At 59.3% G+C, this 17,895-nt stretch carries 20 protein-coding genes and 1 other annotated feature; of the genes, 9 read left to right on the forward strand and 11 right to left on the reverse strand.

The features are described from left to right. Window positions 1–112 precede the first annotated feature (112 nt). From IY145_RS01825 to IY145_RS01835, 3 genes are all read left to right on the forward strand, one after another. Window positions 113–1,201, forward strand: coding sequence for a hypothetical protein (locus tag IY145_RS01825; protein ID WP_196406669.1), 1,089 nt, complete (start codon window positions 113–115; stop codon window positions 1,199–1,201). Between the two features lie 209 nt (window positions 1,202–1,410). Next, complete coding sequence (locus IY145_RS01830) at window positions 1,411–2,847, forward strand: IS1182 family transposase (RefSeq protein ID WP_196406670.1); 1,437 nt, start codon at window positions 1,411–1,413, stop codon at window positions 2,845–2,847. 485 nt (window positions 2,848–3,332) lie between these two features. Then, window positions 3,333–4,570 (forward strand): IS3 family transposase gene (locus IY145_RS01835; RefSeq protein WP_210332579.1). Its coding sequence is split into 2 segments (ribosomal slippage): window positions 3,333–3,630 and window positions 3,630–4,570, totalling 1,239 coding nucleotides; the frame shifts between segments, so codons are not numbered across the junction. Beyond that, window positions 3,623–3,739, forward strand: a sequence feature (AL1L pseudoknot). Its footprint overlaps the gene before it by 117 nt. A gap of 132 nt (window positions 4,571–4,702) precedes the next feature. Here IY145_RS01835 and IY145_RS01840 read toward each other — a convergent pair. Both IY145_RS01840 and IY145_RS01845 read right to left on the reverse strand, forming a co-directional pair. After that, a complete protein-coding gene (locus IY145_RS01840; RefSeq protein WP_196406671.1) occupies window positions 4,703–5,593 on the reverse strand; it encodes a 3'-5' exonuclease in 891 nt (296 codons plus the stop codon). 52 nt (window positions 5,594–5,645) lie between these two features. Continuing rightward, on the reverse strand, window positions 5,646–6,797 hold the full coding sequence (locus tag IY145_RS01845; protein WP_196406672.1) for a phospholipase D family protein: 1,152 nt from the start codon (window positions 6,795–6,797) through the stop codon (window positions 5,646–5,648). A gap of 94 nt (window positions 6,798–6,891) precedes the next feature. On the opposite strand from IY145_RS01845, the gene IY145_RS01850 reads away from it, so the two are divergent. Then, the gene (locus IY145_RS01850; protein WP_196406673.1) at window positions 6,892–7,359 is read left to right on the forward strand and encodes a MucR family transcriptional regulator; all 468 of its coding nucleotides are present in this window, start codon (window positions 6,892–6,894) and stop codon (window positions 7,357–7,359) included. A gap of 170 nt (window positions 7,360–7,529) precedes the next feature. On the opposite strand, the gene IY145_RS01855 is transcribed toward IY145_RS01850, so the two are convergent. Next, window positions 7,530–8,117, reverse strand: a complete 588-nt coding sequence (locus IY145_RS01855; protein ID WP_196406674.1) for a hypothetical protein — start codon at window positions 8,115–8,117, stop codon at window positions 7,530–7,532. 48 nt (window positions 8,118–8,165) lie between these two features. Continuing rightward, complete coding sequence (locus IY145_RS01860; protein ID WP_196406675.1) at window positions 8,166–8,540, reverse strand: hypothetical protein; 375 nt, start codon at window positions 8,538–8,540, stop codon at window positions 8,166–8,168. Between the two features lie 207 nt (window positions 8,541–8,747). Here IY145_RS01860 and IY145_RS01865 point away from each other — a divergent pair, with 207 nt between their 5' ends. After that, window positions 8,748–8,993: a hypothetical protein gene (locus IY145_RS01865; protein ID WP_196406676.1), complete on the forward strand. Its 246-nt coding sequence runs from the start codon at window positions 8,748–8,750 to the stop codon at window positions 8,991–8,993. Window positions 8,994–9,117: 124 nt separating this feature from the next. Here IY145_RS01865 and IY145_RS01870 read toward each other — a convergent pair whose 3' ends face one another. Beyond that, window positions 9,118–9,408, reverse strand: a complete 291-nt coding sequence (locus IY145_RS01870) for a hypothetical protein (protein ID WP_196406677.1) — start codon at window positions 9,406–9,408, stop codon at window positions 9,118–9,120. A 103-nt stretch (window positions 9,409–9,511) separates the two neighbouring features. On the opposite strand from IY145_RS01870, the gene IY145_RS01875 reads away from it, so the two are divergent. Continuing rightward, complete coding sequence (locus tag IY145_RS01875; RefSeq protein WP_196406678.1) at window positions 9,512–10,147, forward strand: hypothetical protein; 636 nt, start codon at window positions 9,512–9,514, stop codon at window positions 10,145–10,147. Window positions 10,148–10,394: 247 nt separating this feature from the next. On the opposite strand, the gene IY145_RS01880 is transcribed toward IY145_RS01875, so the two are convergent. Both IY145_RS01880 and IY145_RS01885 read right to left on the reverse strand, forming a co-directional pair. After that, entirely contained in the window at window positions 10,395–10,676 is a 282-nt protein-coding gene (locus tag IY145_RS01880) for a type II toxin-antitoxin system RelE/ParE family toxin (RefSeq protein WP_036288787.1), read from the reverse strand. Between the two features lie 3 nt (window positions 10,677–10,679). Next, entirely contained in the window at window positions 10,680–11,174 is a 495-nt protein-coding gene (locus IY145_RS01885) for a hypothetical protein (protein ID WP_196406679.1), read from the reverse strand. Window positions 11,175–11,782: 608 nt separating this feature from the next. Here IY145_RS01885 and repA point away from each other — a divergent pair. The 3 genes from repA to repC all read left to right on the forward strand — a co-directional run bounded on the left by repA (window position 11,783) and on the right by repC (window position 15,586). After that, window positions 11,783–13,000 carry a plasmid partitioning protein RepA gene (gene repA / locus IY145_RS01890; RefSeq protein WP_036288781.1) on the forward strand — a complete coding sequence of 406 codons (1,218 nt, stop codon included), beginning with the start codon at window positions 11,783–11,785 and terminating at the stop codon, window positions 12,998–13,000. Beyond that, a complete protein-coding gene (gene repB / locus IY145_RS01895) occupies window positions 12,997–14,019 on the forward strand; it encodes a plasmid partitioning protein RepB (protein ID WP_196406680.1) in 1,023 nt (340 codons plus the stop codon). The genes repA and repB overlap by 4 nt, the downstream gene beginning before the upstream one ends. A 232-nt stretch (window positions 14,020–14,251) precedes the next feature. Continuing rightward, on the forward strand, window positions 14,252–15,586 hold the full coding sequence (repC, locus tag IY145_RS01900; protein ID WP_196406681.1) for a plasmid replication protein RepC: 1,335 nt from the start codon (window positions 14,252–14,254) through the stop codon (window positions 15,584–15,586). A 42-nt stretch (window positions 15,587–15,628) separates the two neighbouring features. Here the strand turns inward: repC and IY145_RS01905 are convergent, their stop codons facing one another. The 4 genes from IY145_RS01905 to IY145_RS01920 form a co-directional block, all read right to left on the reverse strand. Beyond that, window positions 15,629–16,543 (reverse strand): recombinase family protein, encoded by a 915-nt coding sequence (locus IY145_RS01905; RefSeq protein WP_196406682.1) that lies wholly within the window; start codon window positions 16,541–16,543, stop codon window positions 15,629–15,631. 3 nt (window positions 16,544–16,546) lie between these two features. Continuing rightward, on the reverse strand, window positions 16,547–17,041 hold the full coding sequence (locus tag IY145_RS01910) for a nucleotidyl transferase AbiEii/AbiGii toxin family protein (protein WP_196406683.1): 495 nt from the start codon (window positions 17,039–17,041) through the stop codon (window positions 16,547–16,549). After that, window positions 17,038–17,661: a type IV toxin-antitoxin system AbiEi family antitoxin domain-containing protein gene (locus IY145_RS01915; protein WP_196406684.1), complete on the reverse strand. Its 624-nt coding sequence runs from the start codon at window positions 17,659–17,661 to the stop codon at window positions 17,038–17,040. The genes IY145_RS01910 and IY145_RS01915 overlap by 4 nt, the downstream gene beginning before the upstream one ends. 62 nt (window positions 17,662–17,723) lie before the next feature. After that, entirely contained in the window at window positions 17,724–17,882 is a 159-nt protein-coding gene (locus IY145_RS01920) for a hypothetical protein (protein ID WP_196406685.1), read from the reverse strand. Window positions 17,883–17,895 lie beyond the last annotated feature (13 nt).

The following is a 17,895-nucleotide window of genomic DNA, read 5'->3' on the forward strand; positions in this document are numbered from 1 at the left end:
TTTTGAGACGCGAAAAGAGGCCTACAGCGTCACCGCCGAGGCCTCCTGGCGAGTCTATCATTGCAGTCAGTTCCCCTTAGGGACGCTGAATTGGGGGAAAGCCTTGATAACGATGGGCAGCACATGGGCGGCTTCCATGCTAAGAGCTATGGCAATAGCAGTAGTGTATTCAATGACACCGTTCGCATGTGGTTCAGCAAAAGCTGGGTGTGATCCAAAGGAATTTCGAGATATAAGCTATGATACATATAGAGATATGACCAGATTTGCGCTTCTAAATACAGTTAGTGAGACGGAAATTGGTAGCATAGAACAAAAATTTGGCGGAAAGATCATAATACCATATGTTAATGTCCCCGCATCTGGAAACTACTCTCAGCTGAAACAGCAACTTCGTCAGGTGAGCAGACTTACTAAAGTGAATCTTGATAAAGAGATAACGAGTTCGCTGCTTCATATTGGATGGACGCGAGAGGGAAATGTTGCCTACAAAAACTGTCTTGATGCAGGCAATGGCCCGGCAGTTTTGTTATACATCGGCGGCGAACCAGCGAATGACGAATACGCAGAGGAATTTGTTGTTGTGATAAAATACCAACCTAATACATCGACAGAGGCTCGGAAATTTGCGATAAATTGTGTGACTGGGTGTTCTGCTTTGCCGTCAATTATACATAATGACTCTGGCCTTATTAATAAAGGTCAGGCGGTCGCTGTAAAAATAAAGCGGAATGTAAATACGAGACTGCAGCTAAGCGCTTCCGTGGAAGGAGCCGATGCTCCTGCCATTTTGACTCTGCCGTCGGCTCCGCCGACACTTCAGACTGACGATATTTACTGGAGAATAGACACCGTAAGAAGAAAGTATAGTTTTTGTTTTCCTGATAGCGCTCAAAGCGATTACAGATTGTGTCGAAGGACTATTGATTATGCGCCAGACGATAGAAATTTTCCCTGCGTTAAGGGGCCGTTTGATGTTAATCAGCAGCCAATAAGCGGGACTGTGCTTGGAAATGGAGCAGAATTAGTTATTGGTAGCGGGTTCATATCCAAAGAATATGAATTTGGCAACGGAGGAGCAATTACGTCGTCTAAGGAAAGTGAAACATCACATAGGGTGTGCTTTAGCGCTGGGTCTGGCGCAGAGGGACATTTCGCAAATTGGACAGTGGGAGTTACGGTTGTATCTGTGAGGAAATGACAGACACTGGATTCCAGTAGGACTTTTGTACCGTCGCCGCGCACCCAAATTTTCAATGGGTTGGGTCGTGCAAAAGATACGCGCGAAAGTCGAGCGGCGCTTCGGTACAAAGGTGTCCAGCTTCCGCGAACGTCCACTATGGGTCCAGGCTGTGTGAAAACCCGCTCCGATGGATTCCTCTAGCGAGAGCTTTGTACTAGAATCGGGGCATGACGCACATCCCCGGCTCCGATCGATCGCAGTTGCTGCTTCTGCCCGAGGCGATCGATGATTACGTCTCCGATGACAATCCGGTCCGCTTCGTCGACGCCTTCGTGGACGCGCTCGACTTAAAGGCCGCTGGGTTCGCGCGAGTCGAGGCGAAAGCGACGGGGCGTCCGGGCTATGCGCCGGGCGATCTGCTCAAGCTCTACATCTACGGTTATCTCAACCGCATCCAGTCGAGCCGGCGTCTCGAACGAGAGGCCAATCGGAACATCGAGCTGATGTGGCTGATCGGCCGCTTGGCGCCGGACTTCAAGACCATCGCCGACTTCCGTCGCGACAACGGGCCGGCGATCCGCGCGGCCTGCGCACAATTCATGGGGCTATGCCGCCAGTTCGACTTGTTCACGCGCGCCGTCGTGGCCATCGACGGCAGCAAATTCAAAGCCGTCAACAACCGTGACAAAAACTTCACAGTGAACAAGGTCGCCAAGCGGATCGAGCAGGTGGAGGCCAGCATCGCGCGCTACTTGTCGGCGCTCGACCAAGCAGATCGACAGGACAACGATCTCGCCAAGGCGAAAGCGCCGCGCCTGAAAGAGAAGATCGAGGGCCTGCGCAGACAAATGCAGTCGCTCAAAGAGATGGAAAAGCAGGTCGAAACGGCGCCCGACAAACAGGTCTCTCTCACCGATCCCGACGCTCGCTCGATGGCGACAAGCGGCAAGGGCACTGGCGTCGTCGGCTACAACGTCCAAATCGCTGTTGACGCCGAGCATCATCTCATCGTCGCGCACGAAGTGATCAACGACGGCACGGACCGGGCACAACTGGCCTTCATGGGTCGTAAAGCGCTCGAGGCCATCGAAGGCGAAGAAGTCACCGTGCTGGCCGACCGAGGTTATTACAGCGGCGAGGAAGTGCTGGCTTGCGAGGGAACTGGCGTGTTGCCTCGCGTTCCCAAGACGATGACCTCCGGCAAAGACAAGCTTGGCTTCTTCACGATTCGAGATTTCATCTATGATGCGGATAACGACAATTACATATGCCCTGCCGGCGAACGCTTGACCAAAGGAAAGGCGCGCTCCGATCGCCAAGACAACATCGACCACTACCGCAATCTCACGGCTTGTTCGAGTTGCGCCCTCAAGCACAAATGCACGCCCATGAAACACAAGCGCGTCAAGCGCTGGGAGCACGAAGACGTTCTCGATAAAATGCAGACTGCGCTCGACCGCATGCCCGACGCCATGACCATCCGCCGACAGACTGTTGAGCATCCGTTCGGGACGCTGAAGGCATGGATGGGCTCAACCCACTTCCTGACCAGGACCCTGGGAAAGGTCAAAACCGAAATGAGTCTTCAGGTGCTCGCCTACAATATGAAGCGGATGATCAACATCGTCGGGATCAAATCGCTGATGGGGGCGATCACAGCCTGAGCGCCGCCAGCAACGTCCTGATTCTTCTTCGTCGTGGAACCAGAAACCCTTCGCGACGGCTCCCAGGCGGAGTTTCCACACGGCCTCGGTCAGAGTTCCCCCTTCGCCGCGCCCAAAGGGAAGGTCGCACCATTTCCCGCCGTTCGTCCCGTTCACGACCCCACCTCCATCTCGATCAGGCTGTCGCTGGCGAACCGGAGCGGAGCTCCACCATAGGCGCGTTCCGCCGAAACGACTTTCCGACCTTCTGCTGTCAAAAAACTCGATTTCCGACTGTCCGACCTTTTCGGGCGTACGCTTGATTACCCTGCGCCCTCAGCAGCCACCTCCACGAGATCGTTCCACGGCCGCTCGTGTCAGCGCAAAGCTTCTCGTCCGGCGTCGGGAGAATTATTGGGACCCCATGTCTATCAGGACCGGACGAGTTTTTGATAGTGAACCGCGCCGGGATTGCCGGAGGCTCCAAGCCTTGAGAGGATGGAGCCATGGATACGAAGAAGAAGACATCGAACAGATTTTCACCTGAGGTTCGGGAACGGGCGGTTCGGATGGTGCTGGAGCACCGGGGCGATCATGCCTCGCAATGGGCGGCGATCGCCTCGATCGCGGCGAAGATCGGCTGCACGGGCGAGACGTTGCGGAACTGGGTCCGCCAGGCGGAGCGCGACTCGGGCGCCCGCCCTGGCGCGACGACGGATGAGCGCGAGCGGATCAAGGCGCTGGAGCGCGAGAACCGCGAGTTGCGGCAGGCCAATGATATCCTGCGCAAGGCGTCGGCTTATTTTGCGGCGGCGGAGCTCGACCGCCGCTCGAAACAATGATCGCCTTCATCGACGATCACCGGGACAAGCACGGGGTCGAGCCGATCTGCAAGCTGTTGCCGATCGCCCCTTCCACCTATTGGGCGCATGCGGCGCGCCGGCGTGACCCTGCGAAGGCCTCGGCCAGAGCGCGCCGAGACGCGGTCCTTCGCAAAGAGATACGGCGCGTCTACGACGAGAACTTCCAGGTCTATGGCGTACGCAAGGTGTGGAAGCAGTTGGACCGGGAGGGCGAAAAGGTCGCGCGCTGCACGGTGGCGCGGCTGATGCGGAACATGGGGTTGCAAGGGATCGTGCGCGGCCGGCCGGTCAAAACGACGGTGAGCGACCGCAAGGCTCCATGCCCGCTCGACAAGGTGAACCGGCAATTTCGGGCGGCGCGGCCGAATGCGCTGTGGCTGTCCGACTTCACTTATGTCTCGACTTGGCAAGGCTTCGTCTATGTGGCTTTCGTGATCGACGCCTTCGCTCGGCGGATCGTCGGCTGGCGCGCCTCGCGCACGGCGCATGCGGGCTTCGTGCTCGACGCGCTCGAGCAGGCGCTGCATGATCGTCGGCCGGTTCATGGCGGCGGCCTCGTCCATCATAGCGACCGCGGCGTTCAATACGTCTCTATAAAATACACCGAGCGCCTCGCCGAGGCCGGCGTCGAACCATCGGTCGGCAGCGTCGGCGACAGCTACGACAACGCGCTCGCCGAGACGATCAACGGGCTCTACAAGGCCGAGCTGATCTGGCGACGCGGGCCGTGGCGAAACTTCGAAGCGGTCGAGTTCGCCACGCTCGAATGGGTCGACTGGTTCAACAATCGAAGACTGCTCGAGCCGATCGGAAACATTCCGCCGGCCGAAGCCGAAGCGCGCTATTATGCGCAACTCGAGGAGCCCGCCATCGCGGCGTGACTCAAACCAAATGGCCTCCGGCGATCCCGGCGCGGTTCATAGCGCAAGCGCAAGGTCGATTGGATCGACGCCAACCGTCCGTCGAAAGCGATCACCGCATACTGGCCGCAACTCGACACTGCCGACGAAGCTTCAACAGCGATCGGAGAATCTGTCATACGCATCGATCCGACGAACAAGCGGATCGTATTCGCTGCGGTAGATCTCCGTTGTCAGAAAACGAAGCTCGGCCTCGCGATCCTCGTCGCGGACATCGATGTACCACGCCCGAGGCGGGGCGCCCTGGCCGTTCCACCGATAGCCGCGCGCCTTCAGGGCGTCCTTCAGGTCGAAAGGCGAATTGTCCGCCCAGATGCGCCAACTCGGTCTGCGGGCGGCCTCCAGAAGTCGGGCAAGCGCGCTGCCGCCGCTCTTCGGCAACTCGGTAGCAAGCAATTCCACCGTCGCAAGGCAATCGTGCTCGGCGCGATGGCGTTCGTAGAAGAGCCCGATGGATTGGATGAGATATGCGAGCTTGCTCCCCTCAAAGCCTTCGGCGGCCCAATCGATCTGCGTCATCGAGCAGGCCCATGGCTTCACCACGAATGCGGCGCAGAAGCGTTCCACGAACCGCCGGTCGAAGGCCGCATTGTGTGCGATCACCACATCGGCCGACGCCACGAATGCAACTACTTCCGCCGGATCGATGGAGCGGCCTTCGACCATCGCGTCGTCGATGCCGGTGATCGCCGTGATCTGTGGAGGAATCGGACGACCGGGATCCCGCAGCTTCTGGAAGCTCTCGCCGACGGCGTAGACCGTGCCGTCGAGCCCGTAGGTGAACGGCATCATCGCTAGTTCTATGATCTCGTCGCGCAGCGGATCCAGCCCCGTAGTCTCGACGTCCACGACGACTCCAACGCGCACCTGTGCGCCCGCAGGCGGCACGATCGGGTCGCGGACATGCAGGCGCCTGAGCACCTTGTAGTCGCCGGACGCCACCAGCGTCCGGGCCATGGACTCCAGTTCTTCGTCTCCGGTCATCGCGCTCCCGACCTATCCGGACCGACAGCGGCACCCGCCGCGGATCCGACATTCAATAGGCGAGATCGTGCAGCGGCACCCATTTGTCGCCCTTTTCGCCGAATACGGATCGCCATCTGTCCCTCAGCTTCTTGATGTCGGCGCGCGAGATCGTCATCCATTCGTCCGCCCCTAATGGAATTTTCCTCGCTCCATAGAGGGGGATGGATATCGATGCGGGGCGCTTTACCGCGCTTTTCCGATCCGCGACGTGCCAGAAGTGCGGATCGTCCGACGTCAGATCGATAATCCATGCGTTCCAATGATACCCGCCGAGAGACTCCTCCTCATAGTCGTCGACGGCATCGAAGTGAACTCCACTCGAATAAAGGTCAAGGGGCGGCGTCATCTCTCCGGATTGCCAGCTTTTCTTCCATTTAACGTGCTGACGTTCGCCCTCCTTGCTTCTTTCCTCGCATTCGTAGTTCACCACCCAAATGGCTCGATCCTCCAGCCGCGCCTTGCGGGACAGAGCGTCCGTCACGGAAAATTTATCGCCGAGCAGGGACGGTCGATTTCGCCTTCGCGACGACCACATCTTTTTCGCGATGGCGATGATTTCGTCGCCGACCTCCACGGTTTCCGGAAAGCCGTGGATTCTGTCGAACCAATCCTTCGCTTCGAGCAGCAATTCGGGGGAGGTCGCATCGATGCCGGCTTCGATGTTTCCGTCGAGTTCTCGATCCTGAAGTGAGAGCCCCGACGCCGATGCGTTCGCCGAGGTGATGACGACCCTTCCAGGTGTCCAATAGACCTTGGCATGCAGGCGCGAGTTCGTACGAAGACTCCAACCCGCGCGCGATTTCACGATTGCTCGCAGACCTTCGAGAGCTCGCGGGTTGCATGCGCCACTCGTGGCATCGCAGATCAGGCGGACCCTTTTTGCCTGCCATGTCTCAATTCCGAGCCGCTCGATCGCGTGGCTTCCCCAGAACGCGACGGCGAGAGCGATCTCCTCTTCTTCGGATTTGAGGAATTTCGCCACCGTGTGGAGAGTGTCTTGCCCGTCTAGAAATTTCATGCCAATCGCTCCAATTCCGCCGATCATCGCCATTACTAAATTATTTGTAAGTGACTGTAGCCAAATGAAAATGAAAATCAATTCTGGATCAACCTTGCCACTAATCAAAATGGTAGGATCGTTAAAACCGACGCGACGTGGCATTCGCCTGTTCCGACATTCCGGGTTCGCCCCGGATTGCTTTCCAAGCCAATATCGAATTCTATCTACGCCGAATCAATATCAGCGGGAGCAAGAAATGGCCGAAGTCGAAGACAAGTCGCTGGTCGCGCAAATCCTCTCGTCATACCTGTCGAACAATATCGTCGCGCCCGCCGATCTCTCCTCCGTCATCGAGACCGTGAAAAAAGCCTTCGGCGGCGTCGATTCCGTCGCCGCAACGGGCGAGGCAACGGAGAAGAGACAGCCTGCCGTCCCGGTGAAAAAGTCCGTTGCGCCCGACGCCATCACCTGTCTCTGCTGCGGAGACAAGTTCAAATCCTTGAAACGGCATATTCAGGCCGAACACAAGCTCACGCCCGACGAGTATCGCGCCGCGTTCGACCTGAAGAAGGACTATCCGATCGTGGCGCCGGATTACGCTGCCCAGCGATCGGCTTTGGCGAAGTCGCTCGGTCTTGGACGTAAGGCCGGCACCAAAGCCCGCCCCACGCCGAAGAAGGCGGTCAATGGACGCGCGCCCAAAAGGGCGGCGGCGAACGCGTGACGTTGTTGCGCTATCAGCTCGAGAAAGGACTCGTGCTCGACCGTCCCACATAGGAGTCGGAGTTCTGGACCGTGACGCAGGGATCACGGTGTTTGGTCGCGGAAGTGGCGAGGGACGGTCCGTGCGCTCGGCGGACGCCACTGCTGACACAGATCTCGAGGCGAGGTATGCTACGTCACCCACAGCCTCTGCGTATTCGTGACGCGCCACGTCGATCCGATCTTAGTGAGAACGACGGCAAGCACCGAATATTCGTTCCTGGGTCGAGTCGCGTCGGCTCCCGCGACGAAACTCTCCGACATCGAGAAGGTGACGATCGCCTTGCGAAAGCGCGGGTCGAAGAGGGGAAAGGAAAAGCGCCCGCGAACGATCGGAAACCGACCATCACCATGCGTTGCGGCGACCAGTTGCTCCTGCAAAGCTGTTCGGGCCTCCGCGGGAGCGCAGATGGCTCCAAAGCCATCCGCGTGAATTATCGTGGCTGGGCGCGTCCGTCGACCCGATCGCGTGCCGGGGCCTGACCGCAGGATCGATCCCAATTCGGTCCGCGCCAGATCGTCGGGAACGGCTTCGACGCCCCAGGCCTCGTCGAAACGGCAACGTTGTTTCGCTCCGATCTGCTGCTCGATCTCCGAGACGACGAGCGCGAGGACCTCCTTTGCTTCGAGCGCCATCCGGTCAGCGCCGGCGGACTGCTCCGGCATGACGCAGGCCAGCAACGCCCCGACGAAGCCGGCGCGGATCGGGCGAAACGCCATTCGGACATCCTCCCTCGAATTCGTCCCGAAAGCGCGCCGCGCTCGTCGCTATTTCGATCGCGACGTCAGTTCATAGACGGAGGAGCCGTTGACGTTGATCGTCACGCCGCCGCCGACACCTTGGTTCATCAGACTCAGATTGACGTTCACCGAAACGATTCGGCAGTCCGCCTTGTAGACTTCGCTGAGTGGAGTGCATTCGGCGACCGAAGTTTCGTAGATCCGTCGTCGCACGCTCTCGATGAGCTTTTGCTGATCTTCCGCAGTCATGCCTTGCGGGATCGGCGTGAACTGCTGCGGAACGGAGACCGTCACGCGGATTGCGCCGGGGGAAGTCATGCCGAACGATTGAGCGGCTGCCGCAGCGACGCAAACAAGGGAAGCGACACCAGCGAGCGACAGAACTTTGCAAATCGTCTTCATGAAATCCTCGAAACTGGTTTATCGGCAGTTGGGCGGCATGGAATAATGAACGAGCGGCCAGAGGCTATCACGCCCTCTCGGCGGGAAAAACTGTCGCGCATGCATGAGGCGCATTAAAATGCTTCCCGGTGATCGACGCGCGATCGACATCGAAAAGCATCGTATCCGATTAATGCGATTGAAACCGACGATCGATAGATCGAAGACATGAACTGGCGGACTGCAACTCTTCTCTTTGCTCTCGGTACGACAGGCGCCTTGGCGACCCCTACCGACGATCCGATGTACGACACTGCGGAAGCAAAAATTGCAATCCAGTGCCTGCACAAGGCCAACGATGCCCGCATCGAACGTCGTGTCCCGTTCGCGGAGCAATATTTTCGCTCGGCGTGCGCCAAGGAGATGAGCGTCTATATTTCGACCGACCCCGACGCAAAAAATCAGATCAAATAAACGTTTGACTATTTTATCTGGGAAGACGGCGTGCATCACATTCGCTGAATTCGATCCTCGTCTTTTTTCGGACGCTCACGTGGCCGGAATTGCCGATGCCGTTGGCGCGAACGAAGCGACAGTTTCAACTCCTCCTGGTGTTCGCGAGGCGGAACATGGCCGACATTTGGCGATCCTGACCTGATGTGGTGGACGGCCCTCGCACCAGGACACGGATCTGCCAAAGTGCAGTCGTTTTCTGAGCGGCCATCTGGAGGAGCCATTCGCCATGCAGGCTACGACAATCGGGATTGACCTTGCACAGCACGTTTTCCAAGTTCAGCGCCCATCCGGGCTCGCGATCGGCTGTTTCGGGCTTTCTCCTGCTCACCACTATGGCGCGGCGGCGAACTTCGGCCTTCGGATGCGGGTTCAAACGGTCATAAAACCGCGTTCGCCGACCTGGCGGTCCGATGGACGCACATGCTTTCCCACGCTATCGTCAGTCGGCGCGACACCATCCCGCTCAGAGGAACGACGTGGCAAAACGGCCCAATTCGCCCACGGCGACCGACGCCCAAGTAGTGGCGTTGCTCGATCGTTACCAGTGTCCCGTGCCATTCCACGAAGTCCGTGCGCGGCTCCTCGGCAACATCGCCAGCCCTTCCTCGACGTCACCAATCGAGACCGTGAAGAGCCTGTGGGGTGGTGAACTGCCTCCGTTCGATTCGATCGACGAAGCGAACGAACTCATCGGCGCGCTCGTCATGGGTCTGTGGAACCGATTGACGAGGCATCAGGATCGTAGCGATCCGTTCCGGCTGATGCGAGTGCAGTCACGGGTGAACAGAGAGGAAATCATGTCGCTGGCGACCATGCGAAGGCAGGAGCTGGATGGATTCGCGGAGGGGCTGTTCGGGGGCGCCGAGGAATTGGATCTGTCGGAACGGGCCGTTGACGCGATGACCGTGCTCTCCACGCTCCGGGCGATGTTCGTGGCCATCGAAGAGGTGACGGGAGATCCTACGAAGGTGGCGAATGAGACGGATTTTGCCGAGACCCTCGATCGAATGCGAGAGATGACGCTCACCGCCGAGAAGTCGATCCATGCCGTGGTTCTTGCTTGCAAGCGCGCCCGGGCTTCGGATTTCTCAGGGGGCTTGCGAAGAGGTTGACGTTACACTGAGACGGCGGGCCGTGAGCGGCGGCCTTGAAATCCGGAGGCGAATCGCTGGCGCACGTAAAGGGCGCTTGTTCGTCGGTTGTTTGCGCTCCTGTAGATCTGCGCGAGCGTCGCAAGCATGCCGGGCTAACTCAGGCGGAGATGGCTCGTCTCAGGGGATGAGCCTGTCAGGCTATCCGCCGACTCGCCCGTTGCCTCATCGGCTCAAGGGCCAACCGTTGATAAACGTTCGAACCATTTCATGACTTCGGCCATTGTTGCGCGCCGTGCAGTACGCGGACCAGCTCGACGTGTGTCTCGGCGACGCGATAGACGACGATAAATGGCGTGCGTGGTACGAGCAGCTCGCGTGTGCCGCTCAGGCGGCCGGGCCGCCCGGAATTCGGAAACTTTCGTAAGCGTTCGACTTGAGACTCGATTTCATCCCACATCGCGAGCGCGGCTCTCGGCTTGTCCTTCGCGATGTGTTCGACGATACGGTCGAGGTCTTCGCCGTAGCTGTCGCGGCGAAACAGGCGCACGCGCTAACCGTTGTGTTCGGCGGCCCGACGCGCAAGCTCGGCGCGTTTTTCGGCCGCTCGTTGCGCCCATGAGTCTTCGTCTAGGAGTCCGATCTTGCCGGCGTCGATCCTGTCGAGAGTGCTCTGCACCTCGGTACGAAACCACATGTCGTGCTCCGCCGCCTCGCGCTGCTTGCGTAACCGTTCGGCCTGGTCGGGGCGTCGGCGTGCGCCGGGGTCTGGTTCATAGGCTTGCGCGTCCACCTCGAAACGCACGACGCCGAGCTCGTCACGCACAAAGGCTGCCGCCGTGGCGAGGTTGCGCCAGAGGCGGGGTTTGCGAGCGCGCTGGGCGGCGATGGCGCGCTCGAGGACGCCGTAGCGTACAAGGACGGCCCATCCGCCCTTCTGGCCGAGGACGGTCGCACCGCGAACGGCATGCGCCTCGACGAGGCTCTGAACGGCTTTGCCGTCGATGATGTCGGGGACGGCGGGTCGCTGCGCCACTTTTCGAGCCATGGGTTCTGAGTGTGATGGGGTGGATTATTCAATAATCACGCGCGTATGTCCAGTCGGCCCATTATGACCTGGGTGAAATGCGCTAGGTGGCATCATGCCGAACTGCCGCGCGTCGATAGTTGGGCGGACGCACGCGGCTGAGCTGAACCGTAAACACCCGTGAGACTACGGTTGAAGCGCACGATCTTTCAGAGGGCTGGGCGCGTCTCGCGGGCGGTGACGGCGATGGATTTCGAAGGAGAGCCGTCGTTGACCTCGGCATGAATAAGGGCGTCAGGAGGCTCACCCCGTGTCATCGCGTGATGGATGCTATTTTCGGCCGCCCGACTTCTGTACCGGCGCCTCCCCTCCCCTCCCCTTTCCACATCGGGAATCCTCGAGGTCGTAGCGTATTAAGGTGTGGGCTGTGGGCGTTCTGCGTCTCCTTGGATAGATAGGGTTCGTTCGGGACTAAGTCCCGGGCAAAACTCCTTGTTCTCATCGACGGGGCGTCGATTAGCATTCCGTTAACTCAAAATCGCTGGACGTGTTTGGAGAATCGTGGCTATGTCTGACGCTCTAGGGGCGTCAAAGCGCCCTCTGACCGTCACAGGAATGCTGGAACGTTGATGACAGCTTTGACCTCGGCCAGCGTAGCCGGCGAAGACGCAGTCGACAAGATTGTGCATCACGCCGAGATTTTATCTACACATCTTCAAGATGTGCGCGAACGCATGTACCCACCTAGTGCAGAAAAAGGCCTCCGGTACTTCATGACGAATGAGGTATCCAAACTCACATCGATCCCTGAATCCACTTTGCGAACGATGTCGATTGAGGGAAAGGGCCCCGCGCCCGCTCGTCTCGATAACAACCATCGTGCCTATACTCTCGCTCAGATCAATGAGCTGCGGCAGCTATTCGCGCACCAAAAGCCTGCGGACGCTTTGCGGTTTCTTCCCCGCCGCCGTATCGGCGATCACCTTCAAATTTTGGCTATCGCGAATTTTAAAGGAGGGAGTGCAAAGACCACAACCAGTGTGCACCTCGCTCATTACCTGGCGCTCCAAGGCTACAGGGTCCTTGCAATTGATCTCGATCCGCAGGCCTCTTTATCTGCAATGTTCGGTGCCCAGCCCGAAGTGGATGTTGGCGAAAACGAAACTGTCTATGCAGCGCTACGTTACGACGAGCGACGTCGACCCCTACGCGAAATCGCTCGAAAGACCTACTTTTCCGGTATTGATCTGGTTCCTGGCAACATCGAGGTCATGGAGTATGAGCATGACACGCCTCGGGTGCTAGCAGAGAAAACTGGCAACTTTGGCACAGTATTTTTTGAGCGTCTTCGCTCAGCGATCGCGGAAGTCGAAGACGATTACGACGTCGTGATCCTGGATACGCCGCCATCGCTAGGCTTTTTAACTCTGGGAGCGATTTATGCAGCGACGGGGATGATCGTAACGGTCCATCCCGCGATGTTGGACGTCGCGTCCATGAGCCAGTTCCTTCTCATGATGGGGGATCTTGCGATCGTTATTCGCGACGCAGGCGCGACCCTTCGCCAGGATTTTTTCCGTTACTTGATCACGCGTCATAATCCAAATGATCTACCGCAAACAGAAGTTGTGACGATGCTTCGGCATCTCTTTGGCAGCGACGTGCTTGTTCCGACAGCGATTGAAAGCACAGCGGTCGAGGCTGCGGGACTAGCGAAGCGCAGCCTCTATGAACTGGAGCCAGGGCAGATAAGACGAGATACATTTCACCGAGCGCGCGAATCGATCGACGCGGTGAATGAGCGGATCCTTGGGCTGATCACGGAGAGCTGGGGACGAGCGGCATGACCAAGCGCGAACCACGAAAATCTATCATCGCAAATTTCGGCTCCCTCTTAAGCGATCAGCCAGGATCATCTGCAGGCAGCACCGCGGAGTCCAGCGTCGGTGGCAGGACCGTAGCGCGAGTGGGCGCGGGTGTTATAGGCGCGACCCAAAGAACCCTCACCGACATTAGGGAGGAACGGGACCGGCTACGCGCTCAACTTGAGAGTGGCAGCGGACTGGAGGTCGATCCTGATCTAATCGAACCTTCGCCATTTCCAGACCGGCTCCCAGACGACTCTGAGGAGGACTTTGAAACGTTCAAAAGACAAATCGAGGATGAGGGTCAGAAGATCCCCATTCAAGTCCGGCGCCACCCCGGTTCCCCCGGGCGCTATCAGGTAGTCTATGGGCATAGGCGGTGGCGGGCAGCCAAAGAACTCGGCCGTCCCCTCAAATGCATGATCGTGGACTATTCGGACAGCGAACTTGTTGTCGCGCAGGGAATCGAGAATGCGGCGCGACAGGATTTGACGTGGATTGAACGAGCTCTTTTCGCTTGGCGCATGGATGCCGCTGGGATCAAGGCTAGGGATATTCGAGCTGCCCTGGGTATTGACGACCCTGAGCTTGCGCGGTTCCGCTCTGTTTGTCGGGCTATCCCGGAAGGGATTCTTGAGGCGATCGGCCGAGCTCCAAAAGTAGGACGACCTAGGTGGGTCGAGCTTGCGGCAGCTTTGACAGCGGATCCGAGCGGCTTGGCCAAAATCGAAAAAACCTTGGCAGCTGACAAGGTCTTGGGGACTCGATCTGACGACCGATTCCGAATCGTGCTTGGAGCATTGAAGGCATCGTCAGCCGAACAAGGACGGGATGTTCAATTACTCGCAAAGTCTGGGAGGGCCATCGGCAAGGCGACGTTCAAAGGTGGAGACATCAGATTTAGCCTTGCTCGCGAACATTCTGAGGCGTTCTCAGAATTTCTGAGAGGAGAAATTCCACACATCGTGGAACGATTTCTCGCGAGAGAAGAGGAGGCCTGAAAGCGGCCCCATGCTCGAGAAATGCCCGATGGAGTCGAGCCAATTTGAACGCAATTTAGAGGAAGCAACCTAGACGCAAAAGAAAAAGGCCCCCGAAACCAAGTCCCGGAAGCCCTTCTCGTTCTGTAGCAAGCCGAGATTCTCACTTCCGCGAATCACTGTCAAGCGTCTCGTGAGAGACTGACGTCGTTTCGGCGAGCGGATTTCTTTTGCCTGAACGAGGCAAAGGATCATGCAGACACGTCCAACGACGCCCTTCGGGCGGCGGCCGCTGTCGCTCGCCATGGTGGCGAGCCAGGCCGCGACCGAAAATTTCGCCGCAAGGCCGGGCGCATCCGATACTGTCGTCCACAAATGGCGATTGTTTCGCGCGCTCACCGAAGCCAAAGAGTCGCTCGGCGTCACCGACCGAGCGCTATCCGTATTGCACGCGCTGCTGAGCTTTCACCAGGAGACAGCGCTCTCTTTGCCGGAGAAGCATTCGACGTCTGCCGAAGCGGGTTCCGCCAGCGGCGGCATCGTCGTGTTTCCCTCGAATAAGGAACTCTCGATCCGCGCCCATGGCATGGCTCCGGCGACGTTGCGGCGGCATCTCGCCTGCCTGGTCGACGCCGGCCTGATCATCCGCCGCGATTCACCAAATGGCAAACGCTTCGCCCGCAAAGGGCAGGGGGGAGCCATAGAGGACGCTTTCGGCTTCGACCTCGCGCCGCTCGTCGCGCGTTCGAGCGAAATCGAGAACCTCGCCGAGGAGGTGCGGGCCGAAAACCGTGCGATCGCGCTGCTGCGCGAAAAGATCACCCTCACCCGACGAGACATCGTCAAGATGATCGAGACAGGATTGGGGGAGGGCGTTTCGGGCGACTGGGACGACGCGCACCAACAGTATGCGACGCTCTCGGCGCGCTACGGGCGGGGGCTTTCGTGCGCCGATCTGGAGGCTTTGGCCCGCGAACTCGCCACGCTGGCTGCCGAGATCCACAAGGCGCTGGAAAAGCACATAAAAGCTCAAAATATGAACGGCAATGAGTCCCAAACTGAGCGTCACATACAGAATCAAACCACAAACTCTTTCGATCTTGAACCTAGCCTTCAAGAAGGCCGGACCGATCCACCCCAGCCAAACCTCGAACAGAGCAGGGGGCCGATCGTTCGAGCGCCGGAAGTATCCTCGGAACGCTCTCAAACTGTCGATTCCAAGCCGGCGCTTCGAGCCTATCCGCTCGGCATGGTGCTGGAGGCCTGTCCAGACATCGTCGATTACGGCAGAGGCGGCGAAATTTCCTCATGGCGAGACTTGGCTGCTGCGGCGGCGACAGTGCGCTCGGCGCTCGGCGTTTCGCCAGACGCCTGGTCGCAAGCCTTGGACGTTTTGGGCGAGCATGACGCCGCGATCGTCATCGCCGCGATCCTGCAACGCGGCGAGGAGATTAAAAGCGCTGGCGGTTATCTCCGCGTCCTGACCGAAAAGGCGAGGGCAGGGGAATTCTCGCTCGGGCCGGTGCTGATGGCGCTATTGCGAGGAAAGGCTTCGAAGGCGGTGCGAGAACGCAAGAGGACGGGATGATGTCGGGATGGATTTTCGGACGAGCCTCGGCAGTCAGCTCGATCACCGTGTTTCGGCGGCGAGCAACCGAAGTTTTTCCGCGCGGTCGAGCAGGCTTTTGACGGAGGAGGGCGCCCAGCGGGCTCCTCCGCGCGGCGTGCGTTCATACATGGCTTCGAGCTGCGCGCCGATTTGCGCGAGCGTCAGATCGGGATTGGCCCGTTTGATCCCGGCGACGAGCGTGACGAGGCGCTCGCTGCTGACTTTTCGGCTAGCGGCTTGATGGAGGAGGCGGGGCTCGATCAAACCCTCGGCGACGAAGCATATGACCGCGCGCTTCAGGCGCTCGACGGTCCATTGGGGCAGGGGAGCGCCGTTGGCGCCATCGCGCTTGGCGTTGAGCACGCGCACGACATCCTGCCAGCGGTGATCCGGGCGCATTTGCCGGACGACCGGCAGCCAATGTTCGGCCGATCGATTGACGCGCTCGAAATAGTTTGCCGCCTTGGCGTCGACGATGCGCTGGATGGCGTCGCGGTCGCCAGCGCGGAGTTTTGGATTGCCGCCGATGCGGCCGCGCTTTTTGGCGGCGCGCAAGCCGTCTTTGGTGCGCTCCTGGATCAAGGCGCGCTCCAACTCCGCCACGGCGCCGAGAACCTGCAGGGCGAACCGGCCTTGCGGGGTCGTCGTGTCGATCGGATCGGCGAGCGATTTGAAATGCGCGCCCTTGGCGTCGAGCTCGGCGATCACGGCCAGGAGATGCGACAGCGAACGGGCCAAACGGTCGAGCCGCGCGACGACCAGCACGTCGCCGCGGCGCACCCGCGCCAGCGCCTTGGCCAGTTCCGGCCGCGAGGCCTTGGCCCCCGACATGTGCTCGCGAAATATCTCTACACAGCCGGCCGCCTTCAGCACATCGGTCTGCGCGTCCGTGACCTGGTCCTCGGTCGAGACACGGGCGTAGCCGATCAGGGGCATGGGTCAATCTCCCCAAGGCCCGCCGACTGGCCATTTTCCTAAACTGGTCTGTTCGTCGGTGGCGGACAGAAGGACCGGCATCAGAAATGAGGCGATCGACGGGATAATTTGGTTCAGCGGCTCCGGCGCCATCGCGATCTCGGTGCGCCGAAGGAAGGCTTGCCACTGCGTTTGCTTCACCGGATCCACGGCGAACGCCTCTGAAAGTCCGAATGGAATTTCGGTCGGCGGCGTTGTTCCGCGGCGCTCTGGGTTGCCGGCGCCGAGAAGATCGAGGTCGCCGGTCGCGCGATAAGGCGTCGGCCCCCACAGGCTGAAGGGGATAGCGCCTATCAGGATGAACCGTTCTCGATGCTCCGAAACGCTCAACCGATACAGGAGCTTTTCGATCGCGTAGCGGGTGAGGATCAGCTGAACATTCTCACCGGCGGCCCGCGCACGCTGGGTCAGGCGGTCTCGTAACGAGGCCGGGAGATTTTTGAGCGGCTCTCGTGTCACGAAAGCGCCGCCAGATAGGGTCCCATGACATTCTGGACGCGATCGATGGCGGCATAACGCCAGATTTCGTCGCGCGTGGCCCGCTTTTTCGTCAGGCAGTCCCGTAGCGCGTCGATAGCCACGTCGAGGCCGATTTTGCCGCGATACTTGAAACAGTCGGCCACTGTTTTCGCTGGCGATGTGATGGGGACGACCACCCGATCGACGAGCTGCTGCTCGACTCCGGCTTTCAGCGCCTCACCGCTGGCGCGAAGAATCTTCAGTGTGACCGGCGGTCGCCTCGGCGCCCATGCCTTTGAGGGCAGGAGCATCCAGACCTGGGGCGGAAGCTGGGTCGTCAGCTCATGGAACTGCAGGGCCGACAGCAGTCCGATGACCCCATTAGGAACGGATTTCGATGCCTCGGCGAGACTGCGATGGGCGCTGATTTGGCCGCCCGCGAGTGCGTAGAGTCCCCGTCCGGGTTGCGTGAGCAGTCCCTCGTCTCGGAGGCGTTGCAGGTAGATACGCGGGACTCCTGCCGCTTCGAAATCCCGCGAACGAGCGATCCCGCGGTCGCGAGCGACGGCGAGAGCGAGTTCCTTCAGGTTTTTGGCCTGGATCGTGGGCGTTTGTTGCATTTGTCAGGTTGATATCACGAAACACCTAGAGTGTGCAACATATGTTGCAGAATTGGATGACATTACAAATCGGTCGTTTGAAAACGCAGCCGAAGGCCGAAGTTCGCCGCCGCCATATAGAGGCGAGCAGGAGAAAGAACCGAAAAAACAGCCATTTTTGCCGATTTGCGGGCCGAAAGCTCGCCTCCAGAGCCGTTCGGAGGCTTGCTTTCGGCGGCCACGGCGACGCATTTC

The organism is Methylosinus sp. H3A, assembly GCF_015709455.1.
Classification (GTDB): Bacteria; Pseudomonadota; Alphaproteobacteria; order Rhizobiales; family Beijerinckiaceae; genus Methylosinus.

What these genes read in the sequence shown, in the direction of transcription:
- IY145_RS01825 (WP_196406669.1), top strand. Translation starts at nt 113, where the DNA reads ATGGGCAGCACATGGGCGGCTTCCATGCTAAGAGCTATGGCAATAGCA.
- IY145_RS01830 (WP_196406670.1), top strand. Translation starts at nt 1,411, where the DNA reads ATGACGCACATCCCCGGCTCCGATCGATCGCAGTTGCTGCTTCTGCCC.
- IY145_RS01840 (WP_196406671.1), bottom strand. Translation starts at nt 5,593, where the DNA reads ATGACCGGAGACGAAGAACTGGAGTCCATGGCCCGGACGCTGGTGGCG.
- IY145_RS01845 (WP_196406672.1), bottom strand. Translation starts at nt 6,797, where the DNA reads ATGCCACGTCGCGTCGGTTTTAACGATCCTACCATTTTGATTAGTGGC.
- IY145_RS01850 (WP_196406673.1), top strand. Translation starts at nt 6,892, where the DNA reads ATGGCCGAAGTCGAAGACAAGTCGCTGGTCGCGCAAATCCTCTCGTCA.
- IY145_RS01855 (WP_196406674.1), bottom strand. Translation starts at nt 8,117, where the DNA reads ATGGCGTTTCGCCCGATCCGCGCCGGCTTCGTCGGGGCGTTGCTGGCC.
- IY145_RS01860 (WP_196406675.1), bottom strand. Translation starts at nt 8,540, where the DNA reads ATGAAGACGATTTGCAAAGTTCTGTCGCTCGCTGGTGTCGCTTCCCTT.
- IY145_RS01865 (WP_196406676.1), top strand. Translation starts at nt 8,748, where the DNA reads ATGAACTGGCGGACTGCAACTCTTCTCTTTGCTCTCGGTACGACAGGC.
- IY145_RS01885 (WP_196406679.1), bottom strand. Translation starts at nt 11,174, where the DNA reads ATGGCTCGAAAAGTGGCGCAGCGACCCGCCGTCCCCGACATCATCGAC.
- repA (WP_036288781.1), top strand. Translation starts at nt 11,783, where the DNA reads ATGACAGCTTTGACCTCGGCCAGCGTAGCCGGCGAAGACGCAGTCGAC.
- repB (WP_196406680.1), top strand. Translation starts at nt 12,997, where the DNA reads ATGACCAAGCGCGAACCACGAAAATCTATCATCGCAAATTTCGGCTCC.
- repC (WP_196406681.1), top strand. Translation starts at nt 14,252, where the DNA reads ATGCAGACACGTCCAACGACGCCCTTCGGGCGGCGGCCGCTGTCGCTC.
- IY145_RS01905 (WP_196406682.1), bottom strand. Translation starts at nt 16,543, where the DNA reads ATGCCCCTGATCGGCTACGCCCGTGTCTCGACCGAGGACCAGGTCACG.
- IY145_RS01915 (WP_196406684.1), bottom strand. Translation starts at nt 17,661, where the DNA reads ATGCAACAAACGCCCACGATCCAGGCCAAAAACCTGAAGGAACTCGCT.